22 protein-coding genes are annotated in these 21,560 nt (G+C 64.3%); 8 read left to right on the forward strand and 14 right to left on the reverse strand.

Going from position 1 to position 21,560, the window contains the following annotated elements; genetic code table 11:
* Positions 1–21 precede the first annotated feature (21 nt).
* Positions 22–495 (forward strand): SH3 domain-containing protein, encoded by a 474-nt coding sequence (locus HUK72_RS06195; protein ID WP_176596007.1) that lies wholly within the window; start codon positions 22–24, stop codon positions 493–495.
* A 7-nt stretch (positions 496–502) separates the two neighbouring features.
* Here the strand turns inward: HUK72_RS06195 and HUK72_RS06200 are convergent, their stop codons facing one another.
* Complete coding sequence (locus tag HUK72_RS06200; RefSeq protein ID WP_176596008.1) at positions 503–2,017, reverse strand: peptide MFS transporter; 1,515 nt, start codon at positions 2,015–2,017, stop codon at positions 503–505.
* A gap of 139 nt (positions 2,018–2,156) precedes the next feature.
* On the opposite strand from HUK72_RS06200, the gene HUK72_RS06205 reads away from it, so the two are divergent.
* Positions 2,157–2,735, forward strand: a complete 579-nt coding sequence (locus tag HUK72_RS06205) for a nitroreductase (RefSeq protein WP_176597762.1) — start codon at positions 2,157–2,159, stop codon at positions 2,733–2,735.
* 72 nt (positions 2,736–2,807) lie between these two features.
* Positions 2,808–3,152, forward strand: a complete 345-nt coding sequence (locus HUK72_RS06210; RefSeq protein ID WP_176596009.1) for a GntR family transcriptional regulator — start codon at positions 2,808–2,810, stop codon at positions 3,150–3,152.
* A 127-nt stretch (positions 3,153–3,279) separates the two neighbouring features.
* Here HUK72_RS06210 and prsR read toward each other — a convergent pair whose 3' ends face one another.
* The 7 genes from prsR to HUK72_RS06240 all read right to left on the reverse strand — a co-directional run bounded on the left by prsR (position 3,280) and on the right by HUK72_RS06240 (position 10,411).
* The gene (prsR, locus tag HUK72_RS06215; RefSeq protein WP_176596010.1) at positions 3,280–4,644 is read right to left on the reverse strand and encodes a PEP-CTERM-box response regulator transcription factor; all 1,365 of its coding nucleotides are present in this window, start codon (positions 4,642–4,644) and stop codon (positions 3,280–3,282) included.
* Positions 4,644–6,713: an XrtA/PEP-CTERM system histidine kinase PrsK gene (prsK, locus tag HUK72_RS06220; RefSeq protein ID WP_176596011.1), complete on the reverse strand. Its 2,070-nt coding sequence runs from the start codon at positions 6,711–6,713 to the stop codon at positions 4,644–4,646. Before prsK ends, prsR begins: the two co-directional genes overlap by 1 nt.
* Positions 6,710–8,098: a TIGR03013 family XrtA/PEP-CTERM system glycosyltransferase gene (locus HUK72_RS06225; protein WP_176596012.1), complete on the reverse strand. Its 1,389-nt coding sequence runs from the start codon at positions 8,096–8,098 to the stop codon at positions 6,710–6,712. The genes prsK and HUK72_RS06225 overlap by 4 nt, the downstream gene beginning before the upstream one ends.
* Before the next feature lie 219 nt (positions 8,099–8,317).
* Complete coding sequence (locus tag HUK72_RS06230; RefSeq protein ID WP_176596013.1) at positions 8,318–8,569, reverse strand: hypothetical protein; 252 nt, start codon at positions 8,567–8,569, stop codon at positions 8,318–8,320.
* A 48-nt stretch (positions 8,570–8,617) separates the two neighbouring features.
* Positions 8,618–9,274, reverse strand: a complete 657-nt coding sequence (locus HUK72_RS06235; protein ID WP_176596014.1) for a sigma-70 family RNA polymerase sigma factor — start codon at positions 9,272–9,274, stop codon at positions 8,618–8,620.
* A gap of 116 nt (positions 9,275–9,390) precedes the next feature.
* Entirely contained in the window at positions 9,391–9,525 is a 135-nt protein-coding gene (locus HUK72_RS27180; RefSeq protein ID WP_255325627.1) for a hypothetical protein, read from the reverse strand.
* A gap of 91 nt (positions 9,526–9,616) precedes the next feature.
* Positions 9,617–10,411 carry a response regulator gene (locus tag HUK72_RS06240; RefSeq protein ID WP_176596015.1) on the reverse strand — a complete coding sequence of 265 codons (795 nt, stop codon included), beginning with the start codon at positions 10,409–10,411 and terminating at the stop codon, positions 9,617–9,619.
* Positions 10,412–10,505: 94 nt separating this feature from the next.
* On the opposite strand from HUK72_RS06240, the gene HUK72_RS06245 reads away from it, so the two are divergent.
* From HUK72_RS06245 to HUK72_RS06255, 3 genes are all read left to right on the forward strand, one after another.
* Positions 10,506–10,694, forward strand: coding sequence for a hypothetical protein (locus tag HUK72_RS06245; protein WP_176596016.1), 189 nt, complete (start codon positions 10,506–10,508; stop codon positions 10,692–10,694).
* A gap of 70 nt (positions 10,695–10,764) precedes the next feature.
* A complete protein-coding gene (locus tag HUK72_RS06250) occupies positions 10,765–11,010 on the forward strand; it encodes a NepR family anti-sigma factor (protein ID WP_255325628.1) in 246 nt (81 codons plus the stop codon).
* 229 nt (positions 11,011–11,239) lie between these two features.
* Complete coding sequence (locus HUK72_RS06255; RefSeq protein ID WP_176597764.1) at positions 11,240–12,748, forward strand: sensor histidine kinase; 1,509 nt, start codon at positions 11,240–11,242, stop codon at positions 12,746–12,748.
* Positions 12,749–12,986: 238 nt separating this feature from the next.
* On the opposite strand, the gene tgt is transcribed toward HUK72_RS06255, so the two are convergent.
* Positions 12,987–14,117, reverse strand: a complete 1,131-nt coding sequence (gene tgt / locus HUK72_RS06260) for a tRNA guanosine(34) transglycosylase Tgt (protein ID WP_176596017.1) — start codon at positions 14,115–14,117, stop codon at positions 12,987–12,989.
* A 53-nt stretch (positions 14,118–14,170) separates the two neighbouring features.
* Positions 14,171–14,350 carry a hypothetical protein gene (locus tag HUK72_RS06265; RefSeq protein WP_176596018.1) on the reverse strand — a complete coding sequence of 60 codons (180 nt, stop codon included), beginning with the start codon at positions 14,348–14,350 and terminating at the stop codon, positions 14,171–14,173.
* A gap of 277 nt (positions 14,351–14,627) precedes the next feature.
* Here HUK72_RS06265 and HUK72_RS06270 point away from each other — a divergent pair, with 277 nt between their 5' ends.
* Entirely contained in the window at positions 14,628–15,548 is a 921-nt protein-coding gene (locus HUK72_RS06270; RefSeq protein WP_255325629.1) for a crotonase/enoyl-CoA hydratase family protein, read from the forward strand.
* 2 nt (positions 15,549–15,550) lie between these two features.
* Here the strand turns inward: HUK72_RS06270 and HUK72_RS06275 are convergent, their stop codons facing one another.
* Positions 15,551–17,518, reverse strand: coding sequence for an EAL domain-containing protein (locus HUK72_RS06275; protein ID WP_218035917.1), 1,968 nt, complete (start codon positions 17,516–17,518; stop codon positions 15,551–15,553).
* Positions 17,519–17,707: 189 nt separating this feature from the next.
* On the opposite strand from HUK72_RS06275, the gene HUK72_RS06280 reads away from it, so the two are divergent.
* Positions 17,708–18,388, forward strand: a complete 681-nt coding sequence (locus tag HUK72_RS06280) for a GNAT family N-acetyltransferase (protein ID WP_176596021.1) — start codon at positions 17,708–17,710, stop codon at positions 18,386–18,388.
* A 479-nt stretch (positions 18,389–18,867) separates the two neighbouring features.
* On the opposite strand, the gene HUK72_RS06285 is transcribed toward HUK72_RS06280, so the two are convergent.
* The 3 genes from HUK72_RS06285 to HUK72_RS06295 are packed head-to-tail and all read right to left on the reverse strand — an operon-like array spanning position 18,868 to position 21,556.
* Positions 18,868–19,128 (reverse strand): DUF1467 family protein, encoded by a 261-nt coding sequence (locus HUK72_RS06285; RefSeq protein ID WP_176596022.1) that lies wholly within the window; start codon positions 19,126–19,128, stop codon positions 18,868–18,870.
* Positions 19,129–19,139: 11 nt separating this feature from the next.
* Positions 19,140–20,777 carry a ribonuclease J gene (locus HUK72_RS06290; RefSeq protein ID WP_176596023.1) on the reverse strand — a complete coding sequence of 546 codons (1,638 nt, stop codon included), beginning with the start codon at positions 20,775–20,777 and terminating at the stop codon, positions 19,140–19,142.
* Positions 20,777–21,556 carry a type III pantothenate kinase gene (locus HUK72_RS06295; RefSeq protein WP_176596024.1) on the reverse strand — a complete coding sequence of 260 codons (780 nt, stop codon included), beginning with the start codon at positions 21,554–21,556 and terminating at the stop codon, positions 20,777–20,779. The genes HUK72_RS06290 and HUK72_RS06295 overlap by 1 nt, the downstream gene beginning before the upstream one ends.
* Between the last annotated feature and the right edge of the window lie 4 nt (positions 21,557–21,560).

Consider the following 21,560-nt stretch of genomic DNA (forward strand, 5'->3'; position numbering starts at 1 on the left):
GGGTCACATGATGGGGAATATATGGGCATGAAGGGCTATCTGGGCGCAGGCATCGTGGCCGCCGCGCTGTGCTGGGCGGGCGGAGCTTGGGCCGCGCCCGCGAAGCCGGTGCCCTATTGGGCTTCGCTGACCCAGGCCGAAGCCCGCATGCGCGTCGGCCCCAGCCTGGATTACCCGTCCAACTGGGTCTATCGCCGCCGCGACCTGCCGGTGAAGGTGGTGCAGGTGCTGGGCCTGTGGCGCAAGGTCGAGGATTCGACCGGCACGCAAGGGTGGATGCATGTCCGGTTGCTGAGCGACACGCCCACCGCCATCGTCACCGCCGACATCGCTCCCATGCGCAATTCCCCGAGCGAGGACGCCCGCGCCCTCTTCCGCGCGCAGAGGGGCGTGGTGGGGCGGCTTTCCTCCTGCGGCAAGGGCTGGTGCGCCTTCGACGTGGGCGGGCAGAAGGGCTTTATCCGCGTGGGCGACATCTGGGGCGCGACGGAGTAGCCCCGCCTCAATCCCCTTCCTCCTCGAACCGGTCGGCGTGCATCAGCCGCTTCACCAGCGGCGCCAGCGCCATGACGACCAGCCCGGTGCCGACCGACCACCAGCCGATCTGGCTGTAGACCGCCAGCACGTCTCCGCGGGAGGCCGCTCCGCCCTCCCCGCCCGTCGCCGCCGCGATCAGCCCGGCGGCATATTCGCCCAGTGCCATGGCCAGGAACCAGATGCCCATCATCAGGCCGATCATGCGCGAGGGCGCCAGCTTCGACATGGCGGAAAGGCCGACCGGCGACAGGCAGAGTTCGCCCAGCGTGTGGCAGAGATAGAGCAGGAAGATGAACAGCACCGGCGTCAGCGTGCCGGGCGCGCCGGTCCCCGCCACCAGGATCAGGAATCCGGCGCCGACCAGCGCCAGCGCGATGCCGAACTTGGCCGGGGTGGAGGGTTCCCATCCCCGCTTCGCCAGCCAGATCCAGAGCGCTGCCAGGACAGGCCCGAACATCAATATGTATGCGGCGTTCACCGACTGGAACATGGAGGCGGGCACGTCGAAGCCCCATATATTCCGGTCGGTATAGCGATCCGTGAACAGGCTGAGCGACGATCCGGTCTGCTCATACAGGCCCCAGAAGATCGGGTTGATGACCAGCAGGAACAGCGCCGCCAGCATCCGGTCACGGCCAATCCGCTCCATCCGGCCGAAGGCTTCCCAGAGGATATACAGCACGACCGCGACGCTCGCCGCCGCCAGCATCCAGCCGACGACCACATGGTTCTGGATCAGGAACCAGCACAGCCCGATCGAGGCCAGGCTGGAGAGATAGACCAGCCATTCACGGCTGATGATGCCGCCGACACGCTGCTTCAGGCGCTCGGGGTCGCGCGGCTCGCCCTTGCCGCGCAGCAGCGGCTTGCACAGCATGAAGCCGATGACACCCGCGACCATGCCCACCGACGCCGCGCCGAAGCCCCAGTGCCAGCCCCATGTCTGGCCCAGATAGCCGCAGATGACCGGGCCGATGGTCGCGCCCAGATTGATGCCCATGTAGAAGATCGTATAGGCCGGGTCGCGCCGCACATCGTCGCGGGGATAGAGCTGCCCCACCAGGGCAGACGCGCTGGATTTGAGGAAGCCCGTGCCGGTGATCACCGTCGCCAGCCCGAGCCAGAACAGGCCGAGGCCCATCGCCCCCGCATCGTCGCTTTCCATGCCCAGGATGAGGTGGCCGATGGCGATCACGATGCCGCCGAACAGCACCGCCTTGCGCTGGCCGAGATAACGGTCCGCCAGATAGCCGCCCATCAGCGGCGAGATGTAGATCAGCGACATATAGGCGCCATAGGCGTAGCTGGCGTCGCGGTCGGAAAAGAGGAAATGCTGCGTCAGGTAGAAGATAAGCAGGGCGCGCATGCCGTAGAAGGAGAAACGTTCCCACATCTCCACGAAGAACAGCAGGAACAGCCCCCGGGGATGGCCGAGCCAGGTCTTGCCTGGGGGGATGGTCGTCGAAACTGAGGTCGCCATTCAGGCCTTTACCCTATCTTGTTGAGGGAACGCACGGAACGCGCTCCATTATCCCGCCAGCCTAGAGCCGAAATTATTCATCTGTCAAAGAAGGCCGATGCCCTTGCGTCACGCCGGCGGGCGATCCATCTGGAGCGCCATGTTCAATGACCGCAGCTCTCCGCTCTCGCTCCTCCAGACCCGCCGATCCGGCAAGCCCCGCGACCTGATCGCGCCGGGACCGGATGCGGGCCAGCTCCGCACGATATTGGAAGTGGCGCAGCGCACGCCCGATCATGGCAAGCTGGCGCCCTGGCGCTTCGTGATCGTGCCGCTGGAGAAGCGCGAGGCGCTCGCGGCGCTGCTGGAGACCGCCTATCGCGCCGAAAAGCCGGATGCCGGACGTCTGGAAATAGAGGCAATGCACCAGTTCGCGCATCAGGCCCCGGCGTTGGTCGTCGCCCTTTCTGCGCCGGTGGAAGGCAGCAAGATCCCGCTCTGGGAACAGGAGCTGTCAGCGGGTGCAGCGGTCATGAACCTGCTCCACGCGACCCATGCGCTGGGCTTTGCGGGCGGCTGGCTGACGGGCTGGCCCTGCTATAATGAGGATGTGCGGGCCGCCTTCGCGCCGGGGAAGGAGCGGATCGCCGGCTTCGTCTTCATCGGCACGCCGGGCAAGGAACAGGAAGAACGGCCCCGGCCAGAATATGACAATATAGTTTCCGTCTGGGATAGATAGTTACGCATCCGGCCCAGTGGCGCGCAAGAACATCGCTTGACCTGCAACGCTGTATTATGGCACTGATGCACCATGGCCGACGACTCCAAACCCGTCTATCTCCGCCTGCGGGAGATCATCGCCGCTTCCATTCTGGACGGCGAATTTCGCGACGGCGACTTGCTCCCTTCGGTGCGCGCCCTGGCCGCGCAGCAAGGCGCCAATCCGCTGACGGTGGCCAAGGCCTATCAATGTTTCCAGGACGACGAGCTGGTGGTCGTGAAGCGCGGCGTCGGCATGTTCGTCGCTGACGGCGCCACGCGGCGGCTGCGGGACATGGAGCGGGCGCGCTTCCTGGATATTGTATGGCCGCCGGTGGCGGAGCAGATCAAGCGGCTGGGGATCAGCGCAGCGGATTTGGGGGTTGAGAGGGTTTAGGACCAGCGCAACGTGCTCCTGCGCAGGCAGGAGCCTAGTTCAAACGGCGCGGTAATCCACAAAGGACGGGACTGGGCTCCTGCCTCCGCAGGAGCACGTTGCATTTTTGGGCCAATCGGAGGAGCCCTCAATTCTGCATCCGATATTGCTTCAGCAGATCATAAAGTGTCGGCCGGCTAATCCCCAGCATCTTCGCCGCGCCTGAGATATTCCCGTCCGTCCGCGCAATCGCCCGGCGGATGGCGCGGCGGTCGGCCATCTCCCGCGCCGCCTTGAGATTCACCACATCGCCCCCTTCGGCGCGATCCCCGTCCAGATCGAGGTCGGCGGCGGTGACATGCTTGCCATCCGCCATGATGACGGCGCGCTTCATCCGGTTCTCCAGCTCGCGCACATTGCCCGGCCAGCCCCAGGCATCGAGCGCCGCCAGCGCGTCGGGCGCCAGGCCCTTGACCTGCGGATTCATGTTCTTGGCGAAGCGGTTGAGGAAATGCCGTGCCAGCAGCGCCGGATCGCCAGGCCGTTCCCTGAGCGCCGGGATGCGCACAACGATCTCCGCCAGCCGGTAGTAGAGATCTTCGCGGAACGTCCCCGCCGCGATCATCTCCTCCAGATTCTGGTGGGTGGCGCACACGATCCGCGTGTCGACCGGGATCGGCTGCCGCCCACCGATCCGCTCGATCACTCGCTCCTGCAGGAAACGCAGCAGCTTCACCTGCAAGGCCAGCGGAATATCGCCCACTTCGTCGAGGAACAAAGTGCCGCCCTGCGCGAGTTCGATCTTGCCCGGCGTCGTCTTGAGCGCCCCGGTGAAGGCGCCCTTCTCATGCCCGAACAGTTCGGCTTCCAGCAGCGTTTCGGGGATCGCCGCGCAGTTGATCGCGACGAAGGCCCCTTCCCGCCTCGGGCTGGCGTCGTGAAGGCCCTGCGCCAGCAATTCCTTGCCGGTGCCGCTGGCGCCCAGCAACAGCACGGAGACGTCCGCCCCGGCAACCCGCTCAATGGTGCGGGCGACCTTCATCATCTCCGGCGCGGCGGTGATCAGCCGCCCCAGCACCCGCCCGCCTTCCGGCGCGGTCTCGGCCAGCCGCGCATTTTCCTTCTCCAGCGCATGGACGTGAAAGGCGCGGCGGACGATCAGCCCCAGCTCATCGATGTCGACCGGCTTCTGGTAGAAATCATAGGCGCCGCCGGAAATGGCGTGCAGCGCGCTTTCTCGCGCGCCATGGCCGGAGGCGACGATGACCTTCGTGTCCGGCTTGATCCGCAAAATCTCCGCCAACGTGGCGAAACCCTCGCTGGTGCCGTCGGGATCGGGCGGCAGGCCCAGGTCCAGCGTCACCACATCGGGCGCCTGCTCCCGCAGCATCTCGATCGCCTCCTCGCGGTCGCCCGCGATGAAGAGCTGATATTCCTCATAGGCCCAGCGCAATTGCCGCTGAAGCCCCGGATCGTCCTCGACGATCAGCAATTTCGGTCGCGTGTCGCTCATCAGGCGGCTTTCCCCCTAAAATCCTCCTGCGCCAAAGGCAGGCGCAACGTGAACCGGCTCCCCACGCCGGGCTTGCTTTCCACATCGATCCGGCCGTCCATCGCCTGGGCCAGCGCCCGCGCCTCGAACGCACCGATGCCGAAACCCCCCGCCTTGCTGGACGAGAAGGGCTTGAACAATTCGCGGCGGACGAATTCGGCGGTCATCCCCCGACCCCGATCAATGACGTCCAGCAACGCGCCGCCTTCATCGGCGGACAATCGCAATTCCACGGGGCTGTCCGGCCCGCTGGCATCGATGGCGTTCTGAAGCAGATGGATCACGATCTGCTCGACCCGCGCCGGATCGGCCAGCACGGGCGGCGCATCGCCGGAGACGAGTATCGCGTGCTGGCGGGATCGGGTGCGCGCCACCTGCTCCGCCACCTCCCGCAGCGCCATGGGACGCGGTTCTTCCGCCCGGCCTTTATTATGTTGCGACAGGCGGGCGAGCATGTCGTTCATCTTGCCCACCGACTCTTGCAGCGTCAGCACCATGTCGGCGCGGAAGTCCGGATTGTCGGCATGCCGCTCCGCATTGCGGGCGAGCAGCGAAAGCTGGCTCACCAGATTTTTCACGTCATGGATGATGAAGGCGAAGCGGCGGTTGAACTCCTCGAAACGCTGGGCGTCGTCCAGCGCCTGCTGGCCCTGCGCCTCACGCAGATAGCTGGCCGCCTGCCGCCCGGCGGCGCGCAGCATGTCGAAATCCTCCCAGTCCAGCCGACGGTCGATCGGCGGCCGGGCGAGCAGGATGGCGCCGATCAGCCGTCCGAAATGAATGAGCGGCACCAGCGCCCAGGCGCGGCGGTCAACCGTCATCCAGCCCGGCGCACTGACCTCTCCCGCGCCGCCGGGCGGCCGGTCGATGTCGATGATCCAGCCGCTCTGTTCGATCAGCGCGGCAAGCGGCGCCGGCACAACCGCGCCGTCGGGCATCTCGCCCGGCCAGTTCCATTGGGTCTCGAACGCCAGCGCGCCGTCGTCGGCCCGCAACATCAGCACCGCGGCGGGCGAGTCGGTGATGTCCGCCACCGCCTTCGCCACCCGCTCTCCCAAAGGCAGGGCGTTGTCGCCGGGGCGGCCTATCGTGTCGCCAAAGCGCATCCATTCCGTGCGATAATCATAACGGTGCTGGAAGAAATGCTTGGCCACCTGGACCTTCCAGAGAGCGCGCACCCGTTGGGAGGGCAGCAGCACCAACGCGCTCACCGCCATGAAGAAGACGCCGCCAATCTCGACCACCCGCGCATAGGGGCCGGCCACCAGTTCCACCACCACCGCCGCCGCCGCCAGCACCACGACATAAAGCGCGATCGCCGCCAGCGAGAGCGACTGCAAGGTCAACGCCCGCGACAATTGCAGCCGCCCGGCCATGTCGTTGCGCATCCCCACCGCGATCACCGGGGCGAGCAGCGCCATCATCGGCCCGCGCAGCGCGTAAAGCTCGTTGGCGCGATGCATGGCGAAGGTGGCGATGGCGTAGAGATTGAGGTCGTAGGTCCACATCGCCGCCAGCGCCCCCAGCAGCAGCGCCACCCGCCCCCGCTCCCGCGTCGGCCAACTGATGTAGAGATGATGGACCAGCATCAGGCTGCCGATCGCCGTCATCATGTGCAGCACCAGCGAGACGTGGACCAGCGCGCGATGCAGATCGCTGGACGAAGGCAATTGCCGCCAGATGAGGTCGGTGAAGGTCTGGAGCAGGATGATCCCCGCCACGGCGGCATAGACCGATCCGATCGCTACCATCGATCCGCCGCGCACCGCCCCGTTCCGCCGCAGCATGACGAACAGCAGCAGCAGCCAGGCGGCGTTGCGGATATTCTCGCCAACGCCAGTCAGCGGCTTTTCCACCCCGCCGAAGGAGACATAGAGCGACCAGCAGGAGGTGAGCAGCAGCGCGGCAGCCAGCAAGCGCTGTTCGGCGGCATCTTCCCGGCGGCGCAGGATGAAGATGCCCAGCGCCGCGAACAGCACCGCAGCCAGAGCATGGCCCCAATCCCCGACGAATTGCAGCAGCATGCTCATCGCACCCCCTCCGGCCAGAGGATGACGCGCAGCGTCTGGATCAGGATCAGCAGATCAAGGAAGGGCGTGTAATTTTTGGCGTAATAAAGGTCATATTCCAGCTTGTGCCGGGCATCCTCTATCGACGCGCCATAGGGATAGTTGATCTGCGCCCAGCCGGTGATGCCGGGCTTCACCATATGGCGCTCCGCATAATAGCGCAGATGCTGCTCCAGATCCTCGACGAACTGGCGGCGTTCGGGGCGCGGGCCGACGAAGCTCATCTCGCCTTTCAACACCGTCCAGGTCTGGGGCAATTCGTCGATGCGGAGCTTGCGCAGCCAGTAACCGAGGCGCGTGATGCGCGGATCGTCCTTTTCCGCCCATACCGCCTGGCCGGACGATTCCGCATCCTGCCGCATGGTGCGCAGCTTCACGATCCAGAATTCCTCTCCAAACAGGCCGACGCGCTGCTGGCGGTAGAAAGCGGGGCCCTTGCTGTCGAGTTTCACCAGGATCGCCGCGAGCAGGATGACGGGGCCGGTCAGCAGCAGCAGGATGGAACTGGCGATGATGTCGAACAGCCGCTTGGCGATGCTGGAAATCCGGCGGCCGGCGGAAAAGCCGTCGGAGAAGATCAGCCAGCTAGGATTAACGCTGTCCAGATCGACGCGGCCGGTTTCGCGTTCCAGAAAGGTGGATATTTCGTTCACATGGACGCCGGTGGTCTTGATGCGCAGCAGGTCGCCCAGCGGCAGCGCGTTGCGCCGTTCCTCCAGCGCCAGCACCACCTCGCTCGCGGCCAGGCGGACCACGAAATCCGCCAGATTGTAGATGGCGCCGCGGTTGATCGCTTCGGGGATCACCTGCGTGCCGTCGTTCATCGCGATATAGCCGACGACGAGGAAGCCAGAGCCCTTGCGCTGCTCGATCTCCCGGATGCGGTCGGCGCGATTGCCCGCGCCCAGCACGACCAGCCGCCGCTTGAACGCCTCGCCGCCCAGCATCGACCCCAGAAGAAGACGGATCGCCAGCAACAGCGCGATGGCCAAACCCATGGCGTAAAGCGAATTGGACCGCCAGAGCGTGATGTTGGGCAGCAGGAAATGCATGACCGAGAGGAACAGCACGCCCAGCGAGATCGCGACCAGCAACCGGGCCAGCGCGTAGCGGATCGACTGCAACGCCTCCGGCCCGTAGACGCCGACGGCGATCATCGCGGTCTGGATCGCGATGCCGAAGCTCAGCAGCGGACCGATGCGGGTGGCGATATGGTCGACATTCATGCCGATCTGATGCGCGCGCAAAATCCAGCCACCCTCGGCCGCGCCGATCAGCAGGATGAAGTCCAGCAGGCCAAGCAGCAACACTGCATGCGGCACATAATGTTTGAACAATCTTATCATTCGTCGCGCGTTTCCCGCTGCGCCCGGCGGGCAGGTCATCGCCGGATCGCCTTACAGGGGCTGTAAGGAAATCCGACATTGCCAGGCACGATGCACGACAATCGCAAAGATTTTCTGAACGGGGAGGCTGCCCCCTAGCCCCTTTCGTCATGCTGAACTTGTTTCAGCATGACGGCACTTCAGTAGGCGACCGCTGCGCGCTAAATCGCCGCATCCTCATCAATCATGGTTGCGAAGCGTATCCGCCGCGTTCTTCGCCGCGTCGCCCACCACATGGGCCGCGCTGTCGACGGAGCCGGCGGCTTCGGTCAGGGCATCGGCCCTGCTGTCGTTCCGTTCCTTGGTCATGTAGAAGAAGCCGATCGCCAGGACCAAGGCGATGGCCACCAAAGCGAAGATGATCAAGCTGCCGCGCGACCGGCCCGGTACGGAAGCCGGTTCGTAGGAATCATCCTTACGACCCTCGTCCATTCTCCTTCTCCCGATCCTCACATCCAGAGGTGGAGAGTGTAACACAGATCATTCCAGGTCCGAGTCGGTATCTTCGCTCACTTCCCTGGCTTCGCGACCGCGGCTGAGCCGGTCGACATCGTCCATGATCTCGTCCAGCACCGGCGTGTCCCTTGTCTCCTGGCTGCGGCGGGACGGCAGATCGCCATTTTCCAATATCTGCTCCAGCGCGGCGCGGCCGCGCGCGACGCGGCTCTTGATGGTGCCGACGGCGACGCCGCAAATCTCGGCCGCCTCCTCATAGGCGAAGCCGCCCGCGCCCACCAGGATCAGCGCCTCGCGCTGGGGCTGGGGCAGTTGCAGCAGGGCGCGCTGCATGTCCGACAGTTCGACATGCTTGTCCTGCCCGGCAGGCGCCGCAAGCAGACGATCTGCGGCGAGATCGTCCCAGTCGCCACGGAAGCGCGACCGGCGCATTTGCGAAAGATAGTGATTGCGCAGGATGATGAAGGTCCAGGCCCGCATGTTGGTGCCCGCCTGGAAACGGCTGCGCGCCGCCCAGGCCTTCAGCAACGTTTCCTGCACCAGATCGTCCGCCACGTCGCGATTGCCCGACAGGGACCGGCCAAAGGCGCGCAGATGCGGGATCACCGCTGCCAGCTCGCGTTTGAAATCCGCGTCCGACAGGGTTTCGCGCTCCACATCCTGGCTCACGCTCTCGCTCATGGAAACAACCCCCTCATCGGCTGTCGCCCTCGCTGCATGAACGGAAGTCGTCAAAGCCATATGTGCGTCCGCATCCTAATATTCTTCTTCTCAAGGACCAATTGCCGCAGCAGCATTCAATAGCCCCACAATATCACAATCATCACGATGATAGCGAGCGTCAGGGAAACGCCGAGCACATAGCGCACGATATGCGGCGTCGATCCTCCCCGGGCATCGTCGGTCGCAATATGCTGCTCCTGTTCGGCCATGGGTCTCTCCCGATCGTTACGCATCAATAACGCGAGTCGCGGATCGGGGTTCCCCTTTTTCCGGTCTATTTTAGAAAGCTGACCGCAATGATCAGGCCGGAGCCGTGGCTTCGTCGAAAAACAGCGCCTGGGAAATCGCCGCCTTGACGGTGGACCGTTGGAACGGCTTGGTGATAAGGAAGGTCGGTTCCGGCCGCTCGCCCGTCAGCAGACGCTCCGGGAAGGCGGTGATGAAGATCACCGGCACGGAGAATTCGGCCAGAATGTCCTTCACCGCGTCGATCCCGCTGGAATCGTCGGCAAGCTGGATGTCCGCCAGCACCAGGCCTGGCCGGTCCGCCATCGCCTCGCGCACCGCATCCTCGCGGGTGACGGCGATCGCGGTCACTTCATGGCCCAGGTCGCGGACGATGGTCTCGATGTCCATCGCGATGATCGGCTCATCCTCGATGATCAGCACCTTGGCGCGGGTCTGCGCCTCGATCTCGCTCAGCGCTTCCTTGACCAGCGCTTCCACGTCATCGCCGTCGAGGCCGATGAGATAGCCGACATCGTCCACCGTGAACCCTTCCAGCGCCGTGAGCAGCAGCGCCTGGCGCGGCAACGGCGTCAGCCGCGCGAGCCGCGCCTGGGCGATCGCTTCCTGCCCGTCGGCCCCGGTCAACACCGGCACGTCCTCCAGATGGGAGGAGGACCAGATCGCGTGGAAGGTCTTGTAGAGGCCAAGGCGCGGATCGACATTGGCGGGAAATTCGTCCGGCGCCGCCACGATCGCCTCCAGCGTGGCGCGGACATAGGCGTCGCCATGCGCCTGACTGCCCGTCAGCGCCCGTGCATAGCGGCGCAAGAAAGGAAGGTGGGGGTGCAGTTGCTGACCAAGCGACATGTGTACAAATTCTCCCAGCCCATCGGGCGCCTTATATGCCTTAACGAAGCCATGCCCGACCCATGCCGAAACATTCGCCGGATGGAGAGGATGGATGGACGATGCCGATGTGGCAAGCCCCCTTCCCCCTTTCGGAATGGAAAGCCGCCGGCGGGCAACCGGCATGCATTCCATTCTCGCCACCGGCTGCCGGCGGGCAAAAAATGCTTCGCCAAGGGAACCAACGACCGGGGGATTTGTTTCACTGCCGTTCGGTTTTTTCGAAATCTTTGGATTTTTGTGATTTGATTTCCCAGGCGCTGAATTGACGTCATAGGGGAAAGCCGCAAAAAGAGCAGGCTGGCATGACATTGATGGCTGCAGAGGGGCGTGTTTTGGTTGCTTCAACGACGGAACGGGATGTGACGGGAGGGGACAAGAAAGATGTCGGCACCAGCACTCCGGATTCTGGCGTGAAGGGCGCGGCCGCCCGCAAGAAACGCGTGTCCGCGACGAAGGACGACGGCCAGGTCGCCAACGCCTTGCGGTCCGTCTACCAGCGCGCGGTGGATGAGGATATTCCCGCGGAAATGCTGGATCTTCTCAGCAAGCTGGACTGAACTCCACCCTGTTCGAGCGGGCCGGAAGGAACCGGGAGCAAGCGGAGGGGATATGGCGCTTCTGGAAAAATCCGGCTTGTTGCCTTACCGGAAAAATCGGTGTTTGATGTTCAGCATCAGCTAAATGGACACAGACCCCGCAACAGCGCCGATCGAAGGCATGCCGCCCCCGGCCATCCCCTCTTTCATCCAGAGATTGAACAGGGTTTCCCAGTCGACCGGGGTCAAGATGTTCCTCATCCTGACGCTGGCGCTGCTGCCGCTTGGACTCATCGCGCTGGTCGCGTCGCTCCAGGCGATCCGCACGACCGACCTCGAAAAGGAAGCCCTGCTGCGCGTCGCGGTCACCCAAAGCGCGCGCAAATTGTCTGCGGATCTGGCGTCCGACCGCACGGCACTGATGCTGACTGCCAACAGCTTCGCCACTTCCGGGCCGGATGGGGCCATGTGTTCGCGCCTGTCGGTGTTCCTGACATCGCATGACCGTGGCGGGGGCCGCTATTATATCTACGACCGCGCCGGCCGGCGGCTCTGCGCTTCCAGCCTGCCGGAACCCGCCGGCCTGACGCCTCTGACCCGCTTCAGCGACGCGCCGGCGCAATTGCTTCCCGACTCGCCCTATCTCGTCAGCCGGGCGCAAAGCGGCAATGGCGCGGTCGTGGCCATCGCTTATTATTCCCGCGACTATCTGGAGGCCATGACCAACCCGGCGGGCACGTTGCAGAACCGGCAGATCACGCTGCATGACGGCCCCCGCAGCCTGCTCATCACCCGTCCGGCCAGCCTGTCCGGCGGCCGCAGCACGACGCTTTCGGCGCGGCTCGACTCACCGAACATGATCCTCACCATGACCTTGCGCGATCCGCCGGTCACGATCGCCCGCATGCTGTCGCTCTTCCTGCCGCTGGTGATGTGGTTCGCGGCGGCGGCCATCGGCTGGTTCGTGGTCAACCGCCTGCTGATCCGTCCGCTGGTGCTGCTGCGCCGGTCGGTGGCGGCCTATCAGCCCGGCGAGGTGCTGGAACCGATGCGCCGCATCCGCACCCCCGCGCAGGAGATCGTGGCGCTGGGCGACACGTTCCGCGAAATCAGCGAAGATGTCGCCACCCATGAGGCGGAAATGGCGGAGGGGCTGGAAACCCAGCGCAAGCTGACGCGGGAGGTGCACCACCGGGTCAAGAACAACCTCCAGATCATCGCCAGCCTGATCAACCTGCATGCGCGCTCCGCCCATGACGCCGAAGCGGTCGAGGCCTATGCGACGATCCAGCGCCGGGTCGATGCGCTGTCCGTCGTCCACCGCAACCATTATGCGGAGCTGGAGGAGCATCGCGGCGTCGGCGTGCGCTCGCTGATCAGCGAATTGTCGGCCAGCCTGCGCAGTACCGCTCCCGCCGAGGCGCGCCGTTTCGGCATTCAGATCGACAGCGACAATCTGCATATCAGCCAGGACGTCGCCGTGCCGATCGCCTTCCTGCTGACGGAATTGGTCGAACTCGCCATGTTGTCCAACCCGCGCACGGCGATGCATATTTCCGTGCAGATGGAGCCCGGCCGCACCGACCGGGCGATCCTCCACATCCTCTCGCCGGCGCTGCGCGGATCGCCAGACATGACCGCCCGGCTGGAGGAGCGCTACGGCAGGGTGCTGACGGGCCTGTCCCGCCAGTTGCGCGCGCCGCTGGAACATGATCCCGAGACAGGCGATTATGCGATAGCGATCACGGTGCTGGAATAGCTGCGCGGGGATTTGGCCATGGGTGCGGTTGGTCGGTTGCTGCTACTAAACGCACCGTGCTCCTGCGAAGGCAGGAGCCCAGTTCAGACGGGGCGATCATCCATTGAGGGCGGGACTGGGCTCCTGCCTTCGCAGGAGCACGGTGTAACCAGACCGCACTAAATGTCCGCTTTCCACTCATTATTTCACCCAGCCAGAAGCGGGGTCGATCTCCCCATCCTCGCCCAGACCCATCCGCTTACGCCCGCCGATAATCCCGCCGGAAATCCGCCGCGAACCCCGCGAACCGCCCTTCTGCGATGCTGTCGCGAATCCCATGCATCAGCGCCTGATAGAAATGGATGTTGTGCTGCGTCATCAGCATCGCGCCCAGCATCTCCCCCGCCTTCACCAGATGGTGCAGATAGGCCCGGCTCCAGGTCGCGCAGACCGGACAGCCGCAGCGCGGGTCCAGCGGCCCCAAATCCTCGGCAAAGCGCGCATTGCGGATGTTGAGCGGCCCGGCCCAGGTAAAGGCCTGCCCGTTGCGCCCGCTGCGCGTCGGCAGCACGCAATCGAACATGTCGATGCCGCGCTCCACCGCGCCGACGATGTCGTCGGGCTTGCCCACGCCCATCAGATAGCGCGGCTTGTCCACCGGCAGCATGTCCGGCGCGAAATCAAGCGTGGCGAACATCGCCTCCTGACCCTCGCCCACGGCCAGCCCGCCAACGGCATAGCCGTCGAAGCCGATCTCGATCAGCTTTTCCGCCGAAATCCGCCGCAATCCCTCGTCCAGCGACCCCTGCTGAATGCCGAACAAGGCGGCGCGCTCCGCATGCTCCCCGCCCGCGTCGAAGCCGTCGCGCGAGCGCTTCGCCCAGCGCATGGAGCGCTCCATCGACTTCGCCGCCTCGTCATGGGTGCAGCCATTTTTCGTGCACTCGTCGAAGGCCATGACGATGTCGCTGTCCAGCAGCCGCTGGATTTCCATCGAGCGTTCGGGAGTCAGCATATGCTTCGACCCGTCGATATGGCTGGAAAAGGCCACGCCTTCCTCGCTCATCTTGGTAAGCGCGCTGAGGCTCATCACCTGATAGCCGCCACTGTCGGTCAGGATCGGCCGGTCCCAGCCCATGAAGCCGTGCAGGCCGCCCAGCCGCGCCATGCGTTCCGCGCCCGGACGCAGCATCAGATGATAGGTGTTGCCCAGGATGATGTCGGCGCCTGTCGCGCGCACCTCGGCCGGGCGCATCGCCTTGACCGTGGCGGCGGTGCCCACCGGCATGAAAGCAGGCGTGCGGATGTCGCCGCGCCGCATCTTTATGGTGCCGGTACGGGCCTTGCCGTCGGTCGCGGCGATCGAAAAGGAGAAACGGGGATTGGTCACAGCGCGCGCTGTAAGGTCGAAAGACGCGCCATACAAGGCCGCAAAGGCGCGCTTCAGCCCTGCTTGCGCAACCCGTCCAGGGCCACGATCGCGTCGACGTTGAAGCCCTCCACCCGGCGATAATTGCCGATGAAGCAAAGGCAATCCGCAGACAGGCTGAGCCGCCATGACTCACCTTGCAGATCATGCAGCAGCAGGGTCACAAGCTGCGTATCGGTTCGGGGCGTGTTCATGCCGCCCGTCCTAATTAATAAAGGTTAACAAAGGCCTGCGCCCTATTTGCGACCCGTTTTCAAAAGAGCGATTTGTTGCATTTACGCAACATTTACCCTTCGATAACCCTCTTTTGGGCGACATGTGAGCAACAGTAGCTAATAAAAATGGTTAATTTTGGAACCATCTCCGAAGCGGCGGTTGCATAAGCGCCGCAACGCTGTTCTGCTCATTACCTGTCGCAGTTTGGGGGCTCAGATGGTTGATTCCGGGCGATTTAATTCCGCGCGCGAACATATGGACGACCTCATTCCCGCCCACCTTCCGGCGGAGGAAGGGGCGACCCTGGTTGCCGTTACGGAAAGCTTGGCTTCGGCGCCGGACATCGGCACGTCGACCATGTTCGATCTGGGCGAGATCGACGTCCGCTGGGACGCTGCGGAGGCCACTCTCTGGGCGTTCATGACGCCTGCGAATCGGCCCAATTTCAGTCCGGCGATGCTGCGTGACGTCCGTTACTGGTATGTGGAGACCAAGCGGCTGTTCGACACGGGCAAGCTGCCGGTCAAATATATGGTGGCGGGATCGCGCTTTCCGGGCGTCTTCAACCTGGGCGGCGATCTGGAACTGTTTGCTGGCTGCATCGAGCGGGGCGACCTGCCGGGGCTGGTCGATTATGGCCACGCCTGTATCGACGTGGTGCACCGCACCTGGCGCAATGGCGACCTGCCGGTGATTTCGATCGCGCTGGCACAGGGCGACGCGCTGGGCGGCGGGTTCGAAGCCTTGCTCTGCTTCGACGTGGTGATCGCTGAACGCAGCGCCCGTTTCGGCCTGCCCGAAATGCTGTTCGGCCTGTTCCCCGGCATGGGCGCCTATTCCATCCTGGCGCGCAAGCTGGGCCGGCTGATGGCGGAGCGCATGATCCTGTCCGGCAAGGTCTATAGCGCGCAGGAAATGTACGACATGGGCATCGTCCACACGCTGGTGGAGGATGGCGAGGGCGAGCAAGCGGTGCGCGACTATATAGCGGGCAGCCTGCCCCATCATGCCGGCCATGTCGGCGTGTTCCAGGCGGGCCGGCGGGTCGACCCGCTGGAATATGAGGAATTGAAGGACATCGTCGAAAATTGGGCCGAAACCGCGCTCAAGCTCGATGTGAAGAGCGTGCGGATGATGCGCCGCCTGGCGTCCGCCCAAACCCGCCTGCACCGATAGGATCAGGCGCGCCGCCGGTCCTGTGGCATGGCCACGGTGCCGCTGTCGGCGTTCATGCGCTGCATCATCTCCAGCACCTGGGCCGCGGGCACCGGACGGCTCAGCACGAAGCCCTGGACATTGGTGAAGCCCATCTCATGGGCGCAGCGGAGCTGATCCTCCGTCTCTATGCCTTCGGCCACCGTCTCCACATCCAGCGCGTGGGCCAGATAAGCGACCGACTGGGCGATCGCCCGATGGCGTGAATTGCCCTCCACCCCGCGCATGAAGCTCTGGTCGACCTTGATCGTGTCGAAGGCATAGTCGCGCAGATAGCCGAGCGAGGAATAGCCGGTCCCGAAATCGTCCAGCGCCAGCCGCAAACCGATGCGCTGCAGGTCGGACAGGATCAGGTTGGTCCGCCCGCTATCCTCCAGGAAGATCGATTCGGTCACTTCCAGTTCCAGCCGGCGGGCCTTCAGCCCCGACTGCATCAAGGCCGAGATCACCGCGCGGGGCAGCCCATCGCTCTTGATCAGCACCGGGGAGATGTTGACCGCGACGCGGACATTCTCATCCCATTCCATCGCATCCTCACAGGCCCGCTCCAGCGCCCAGGCGGTGATCGGCTCAATCATCGAGCTGCTTTCCGCGATCGGGATGAACTCCGCCGGGGAAATGCGGCCAAGCGTCGGATGATCCCAGCGCATCAGCGCTTCGCAGATCGCGATCTTCCCCGTCTCCGTATCGAAGATCGGTTGATAGTGCAGCATCAGCTCATCGTTGGCCATGGCGCTGCGCAGGCCCATTTCCAGCTCGTAGGTGCGATTCTGCCGCTCCTTCATCGACCAGGTGAACTGCGCGTGCCGGTTCCGCCCGGCATGTTTCGCCTGATAGAGCGCCATGTCGGCATGCTGGAGCAGCTCCTCGCTGTCCTGCCCATCCTCCGGCGCGACGGCGATGCCCATGGAGGCGGTCACGCCCAGACGATAGCCGCCGACGTCGAAATCATGCGCGAATTCGGCCATCACGTCGCCGGCGATCTGCTCCGCCGCCTGCCGGTCAGCGCCGGGACAGATCAGGACGAACTCGTCGCCCCCGAAACGCGCCACATGACCCCGCCCGTCCAGCGCATGGGACAGCCGTTCAGCGACCCGGCACAGGAGCTGATCCCCGATCATATGCCCCAGGGAGTCGTTGATTTCCTTGAACCGGTCCAGGTCCATCCAGAACACCGCCATCGGGTCTTGATCGGATCGTCGCCCGTCGAACAGCTCGCGCAGCCGCATCTGCATCGCCATGCGGTTCTCGACGCCGGTCAGGCTGTCGAACCGGGCCAGACGTTCGAACTTGGTGGCGAGCTGGGACTTCTCATATTTGCCCTGCAGCGCCTCCAGAACGATGCGGTGCGTCGTCTTAGTGATGTCCGCCATGGCGAAGATCATCAGGAAGCACAAAATGCCCAGCACCGAATAGCCCAGCCCTCCCGAAAGGATCAGGCCCAGCGAGGTCGGCAGCAGCGAAAAGCAGGTCTGCCCCACCGCGACATGGATGCGCCCCGCATTGCGGCCGGAAATGCCGCCGGAATAGGATGCCACCAGGCACACGGCCAGCACGTGCAGCTTCGCGTCATGGGACAGCAGGAGAGTCGCGAACGACAGGATTCCCAGCAGCGCCGCGTAGCACCAGGCCCCCAGTTCATAGGCCAGGCCCCAGATCGGCTGGGTCGGCCCATCCTGATGCGCCAACTGGCGCTGGAAATAGACGGAGGAGATCGACCGACTGAGCCCGACCAGGCAGATCAGCACGGTAATGACGGTGATGGCGGTCATCCGCGCATGCCAGGCGATGACCAGCCCCAACGCGCCGCCGGCCACCGCGCCGATCATCAGCGACGCCGGGGACGCGTAAAGGGATTTGACGAGATTCGCCTGCACTTCAGCGCTTTGCTGAGTGTCCGGCGCCAGGCGCCCGCGCAAGGTTGCGATCAAGTTTCGTTCAGGGCGTGGCACGTCATCGCCACCTTTGCCGAAACATGATTTCCATTTGGTAAATCACGCCCCGCAAAGACACTGGGAACAAGCGGATTGTTACGGAATCGACCATTTCGACAGACCGTCCGCCGGACCAGGTCGGGAAGGGCTTGCTTTCCTCGCTCCCGGCCGGAAAATAGAGCGGCCATGACGTCCCATCCTCTGCATCGCCCGGTCTGGAATGCCCTCAACAGCGGCTGGATGCCGCTGGCCCAGGGGGATGCGCATGCCCTGCGGATCGATCCGCGCTACGGCCCCTTTGCCGCCGCCGCGGACGGCGGGCCTGCGGCGCGGGCCGCGCTGGCGGCGCTGGTGCCGGAAGAGGGCGAGGCGTGGATCGTCGAACCGGAAGCGCAAACCCCGCCCCCCGGCACGCGCCTGGTGCGGGAAGCGATGCTGGTGCAGATGGTGGCGGACGAGATATTCGGGAGCACGGCGCACTTCGACGCCGTCGTCCTGACCGAAGAGGACGCTGCGGAGATGCGCGCCCTTGCCCTCATGACGAAGCCGGGGCCATTCCTGCCGCTCACCCACCGGCTTGGCCGCTTCATCGGCATCAAGGAACAGGGCCGGTTGATCGCCATGGCGGGCGAGCGGATGCGCATGCCCGGCTTTGCCGAAGTCAGCGGGGTTTGCACCCATCCCGATCATCGCGGACAGGGCCATGCGAAAAGGCTGATGCAGACCGTCGCCAGGGCCATGCTGGAGCGGGGCGAGACGCCTTTCCTCCATGCCTATGCCGCGCATGAGGCGACGGTCGCGCTTTATGAAACGCTCGGCTTCCGCGTGCGGGCGCGGATGCATATGATGGTGATCGCCGCGATCTAAGCCAGATCCCGCTTGCGGAGCCTGTTGAAGAAGGACTCACCCCTACTCAGGGCGAACGGTTCTGATTGATGGCTCCATGCTCCAGCTTGTGTGGGGATTTGGCGTGCAATGGCCCATTCGCCGCTGTTGAATGCGCCGTGCTCCTGCGCAGGCAGGAGCCCAGTTCAGACGGGAGTGATGATCCACTAAGGGCGGGACTGGGCTCCTGCCTGCGCAGGAGCACGATTCACCCTGGGGCGAACATAACGTCCGTGCGAACACAACGTCCCTTCTCCACCCCAATTTCCGTCCTGAAGCCAAATCCCCGCACGGCCTAAATCAACGCCATAGCCTTAACCGTCATGCTGAACTCGTTTCAGCATCCATTTCTCCGTATGCGCGGCGCTTTCCGTAGGCGCACTCCCCACTGGAGCATAAGTCCAACCCGACACAGGCGGTCCCGTAAGGGCTTTCAGGCGGCAATCAGCCGCGTCAGACACTCAGCCGACATGCGTCCATCGGTCCAGCGTGATCCAGCCTTCGACATAATTGGCATAATAGAGGCCGAACAGGGCCGCAGACAGGATCGTCGCGCGAACCGCGACGATGCCGGGCCGGAAATTGCTGGGCGCGCTGTCCGCCTGCCCCTTCAGCAACGTCTCGCCCGTTTCATCGGGCGTGCGAATGCCGAAGGGCAGCACGATGAAAGCGCTGATCACCCAGAACAGCACATAAATGGCAAGGATCGCATACCAGTTCATGGCCGTCAGGCTTAGGCGCGAATGAGCAGAACGTCCACCACCGGCTTCTTGCCGGTCCAGCGCGTGGCCGTGCGCCGCACCGCCAGCCGCACCCGCTCCCGCAAGGCTTCCTCATCCTGCGAACCCTTGGCGACGACGCCAGCCGCTTCCTCGGCCGCTTCGACGAGAAACGCCGCCTTGTCCTCCTCGACCGGCACGCCCTGGGTGCGAAGCGCGGGCGTTCCGATCACCCGCCCCTTGCCGTCGAGCGCCACGGCAACGCTGATCTGCCCGTGCAGCGCGACCTTGCGCCGCTCGTTCATGGTCGATCCGTCGGCCGGCAGGATGACGTCACCGTCCAGCACCAGTCGTCCGGTCGCTTCATGGCCGATGATCTCCGGCCCGTTCGGCGCCAATCGCAGCATGTCGCCATTGGACTGCACGACGGCGCTCGGCACGCCGCTCGCCAGACCCAGCCGCGCCTGTTCCGCCATATGCCGCCGCTCGCCATGGACCGGCAGCAAAATCTGCGGCCGCACCCAGCGATACATGGACTCCAGCTCCGGCCGCCCCGGATGGCCCGACACATGGACCTCCGCCTGACGATCCGTCACCATCAGCACGCCCTTGGTCGCCAGCGCATTCTGGATGCGGCCGATGGCGATCTCATTGCCCGGAATCTGCTTGGAGGAGAAGACGACAAGATCACCCTCGTCCAGCTTGATCGGATGGCTGTCGAAGGCGATCCGCGACAAGGCCGCCCGCGCCTCGCCCTGCCCGCCCGTGGCGATGATCATCACCTCATTATGCGGCAGCGCCATGACGTCATCCCAATCGACGGTCGGCGGGAAGTCCTTGAGATAACCCGCCGTCCGCGCGGTCGAAATGATCCGGTCGAGCGACCGCCCCGCCACGCAGAGCTTGCGCCCCACGGCATTGGCGACCTCGCCCAGCGTCTGCAAGCGCGCCGCGTTGGAGGCAAAGGTGGTGACTAGCACCCGCCCCTTCGCACCCTTGATCGTCTCCATCAGCCCTTCGCGTACATCGCCCTCGGAGCCGCTCGCCTCGGCATTGAAGACATTGGTGCTGTCGCACACCAGCGCCAATATGCCCTCATCCCCGATCGCCGTCAGTTCCTCGGGCGTCGAGGGCTGGCCCAGCAGCGGCGTCTCGTCCAGCTTCCAGTCGCCGGTATGGAACACTTTCCCATAGGGCGTGTCGATCAGCACCGCATTGCCCTCTGGAATCGAATGGGCGAGCGGCACATAACGGAAGCCGAACGGCCCCAGCGCGAAGCTGCCCTCATTGTCGATGACGTTGAGTTCGACCTCCTGGGTCAGCCCTTCTTCCTCCAGCTTCAGCCGGATCAGCCCCGCGGTGAAAGGCGTCGCATAGAGCGGCACGCCCAGATCGGCCGCCAGATAGGGAATGGCGCCGATATGATCCTCATGCCCATGGGTCAGGACGATACCGAGCAGATCGTCCTTACGCTCCTCGATAAAGGCGAGGTCCGGCAAAACCAGTTCCACGCCGGGATAGGCGGGGTCGGCAAAGGTCAGGCCCAGATCGACCATCACCCATTTGCCCTGGCAACCGTAGAGATTGACATTCATGCCGATCTCCCCCGACCCGCCAAGGGCCAGGAAGATCAGCTCATTTCCAGGTGTCATTATGTTTTCAAACTCCGTTCATACAGCAATGCGAGGCCCTGGATCGTGAGATCGGGCGCGATCGCATCGAAAATATCGCTATTGTCGTCAAAGAGGACCGCGAGGCCCCCCGTTGCAATTACCTTGGCGGGACGGCCGATCTCCGCACGAATGCGGGCAACCAGCCCTTCCATCATCGCCACATAACCCCAGAAGACGCCGATATGCATCTGCGCTTCGGTGGTGCGACCGATAACCGACCGGTTCTCCGGCGGGGAGATCGCGATCTTGGGCAGCTTGGCGGCGGCCGCCACCAACGCATCAAGCGACAGGTTGATGCCCGGCGCGATGATGCCGCCCTTGTAAGCGCCATGATAGTCGATCACGTCGAAGGTGGTCGCCGTGCCGAAATCGATGACAATCAGGTCTTCCTGATAGAGATGGTGCGCGGCAATGGCGTTTACAACCCGGTCCGCGCCGACGGAGGCGGGCTCGGCCACGTCCAGCTCGATCCCCCACTCGATGGGCGCCTGACCGGCGATCAGCGCGGTCGTCTTGAAATATTTCTCCGCCAGCACCTGAAGATTGTGCAGCGCGCGCGGCACGACCGTCGCGATGATCACCGCCTCCACATCCGCGATCTTATAGCCTTCCAGCATCAGAAGCTGGTTCAGCCACACCGCATATTCGTCGGCCGTGCGCCGGGGATCGGTCGCGATCCGCCATCGCGCGCGGATGTCCCGCCCTTCGAGCAGCGCAAAAACCACATTGGTGTTACCCGCGTCGATCGCGAGAAGCATGGCC

The organism is Sphingobium sp. 15-1, assembly GCF_013375535.1.
Classification (GTDB): Bacteria; Pseudomonadota; Alphaproteobacteria; order Sphingomonadales; family Sphingomonadaceae; genus Sphingobium; species Sphingobium aromaticivastans.

Excerpts from the sequence above, each read along its gene's own strand:
- HUK72_RS06195 (WP_176596007.1), top strand. The coding sequence starts at position 22 with ATGGGCATGAAGGGCTATCTGGGCGCAGGCATCGTGGCCGCCGCGCTG.
- HUK72_RS06200 (WP_176596008.1), bottom strand. The coding sequence starts at position 2,017 with ATGGCGACCTCAGTTTCGACGACCATCCCCCCAGGCAAGACCTGGCTC.
- HUK72_RS06205 (WP_176597762.1), top strand. The coding sequence starts at position 2,157 with ATGTTCAATGACCGCAGCTCTCCGCTCTCGCTCCTCCAGACCCGCCGA.
- HUK72_RS06210 (WP_176596009.1), top strand. The coding sequence starts at position 2,808 with ATGGCCGACGACTCCAAACCCGTCTATCTCCGCCTGCGGGAGATCATC.
- prsR (WP_176596010.1), bottom strand. The coding sequence starts at position 4,644 with ATGAGCGACACGCGACCGAAATTGCTGATCGTCGAGGACGATCCGGGG.
- prsK (WP_176596011.1), bottom strand. The coding sequence starts at position 6,713 with ATGAGCATGCTGCTGCAATTCGTCGGGGATTGGGGCCATGCTCTGGCT.
- HUK72_RS06225 (WP_176596012.1), bottom strand. The coding sequence starts at position 8,098 with ATGATAAGATTGTTCAAACATTATGTGCCGCATGCAGTGTTGCTGCTT.
- HUK72_RS06230 (WP_176596013.1), bottom strand. The coding sequence starts at position 8,569 with ATGGACGAGGGTCGTAAGGATGATTCCTACGAACCGGCTTCCGTACCG.
- HUK72_RS06235 (WP_176596014.1), bottom strand. The coding sequence starts at position 9,274 with ATGAGCGAGAGCGTGAGCCAGGATGTGGAGCGCGAAACCCTGTCGGAC.
- HUK72_RS27180 (WP_255325627.1), bottom strand. The coding sequence starts at position 9,525 with ATGGCCGAACAGGAGCAGCATATTGCGACCGACGATGCCCGGGGAGGA.
- HUK72_RS06240 (WP_176596015.1), bottom strand. The coding sequence starts at position 10,411 with ATGTCGCTTGGTCAGCAACTGCACCCCCACCTTCCTTTCTTGCGCCGC.
- HUK72_RS06245 (WP_176596016.1), top strand. The coding sequence starts at position 10,506 with ATGGACGATGCCGATGTGGCAAGCCCCCTTCCCCCTTTCGGAATGGAA.
- HUK72_RS06250 (WP_255325628.1), top strand. The coding sequence starts at position 10,765 with ATGGCTGCAGAGGGGCGTGTTTTGGTTGCTTCAACGACGGAACGGGAT.
- HUK72_RS06255 (WP_176597764.1), top strand. The coding sequence starts at position 11,240 with ATGTTCCTCATCCTGACGCTGGCGCTGCTGCCGCTTGGACTCATCGCG.
- HUK72_RS06265 (WP_176596018.1), bottom strand. The coding sequence starts at position 14,350 with ATGAACACGCCCCGAACCGATACGCAGCTTGTGACCCTGCTGCTGCAT.
- HUK72_RS06270 (WP_255325629.1), top strand. The coding sequence starts at position 14,628 with ATGGACGACCTCATTCCCGCCCACCTTCCGGCGGAGGAAGGGGCGACC.
- HUK72_RS06280 (WP_176596021.1), top strand. The coding sequence starts at position 17,708 with ATGACGTCCCATCCTCTGCATCGCCCGGTCTGGAATGCCCTCAACAGC.
- HUK72_RS06285 (WP_176596022.1), bottom strand. The coding sequence starts at position 19,128 with ATGAACTGGTATGCGATCCTTGCCATTTATGTGCTGTTCTGGGTGATC.
- HUK72_RS06290 (WP_176596023.1), bottom strand. The coding sequence starts at position 20,777 with ATGACACCTGGAAATGAGCTGATCTTCCTGGCCCTTGGCGGGTCGGGG.
- HUK72_RS06295 (WP_176596024.1), bottom strand. The coding sequence starts at position 21,556 with ATGCTTCTCGCGATCGACGCGGGTAACACCAATGTGGTTTTTGCGCTG.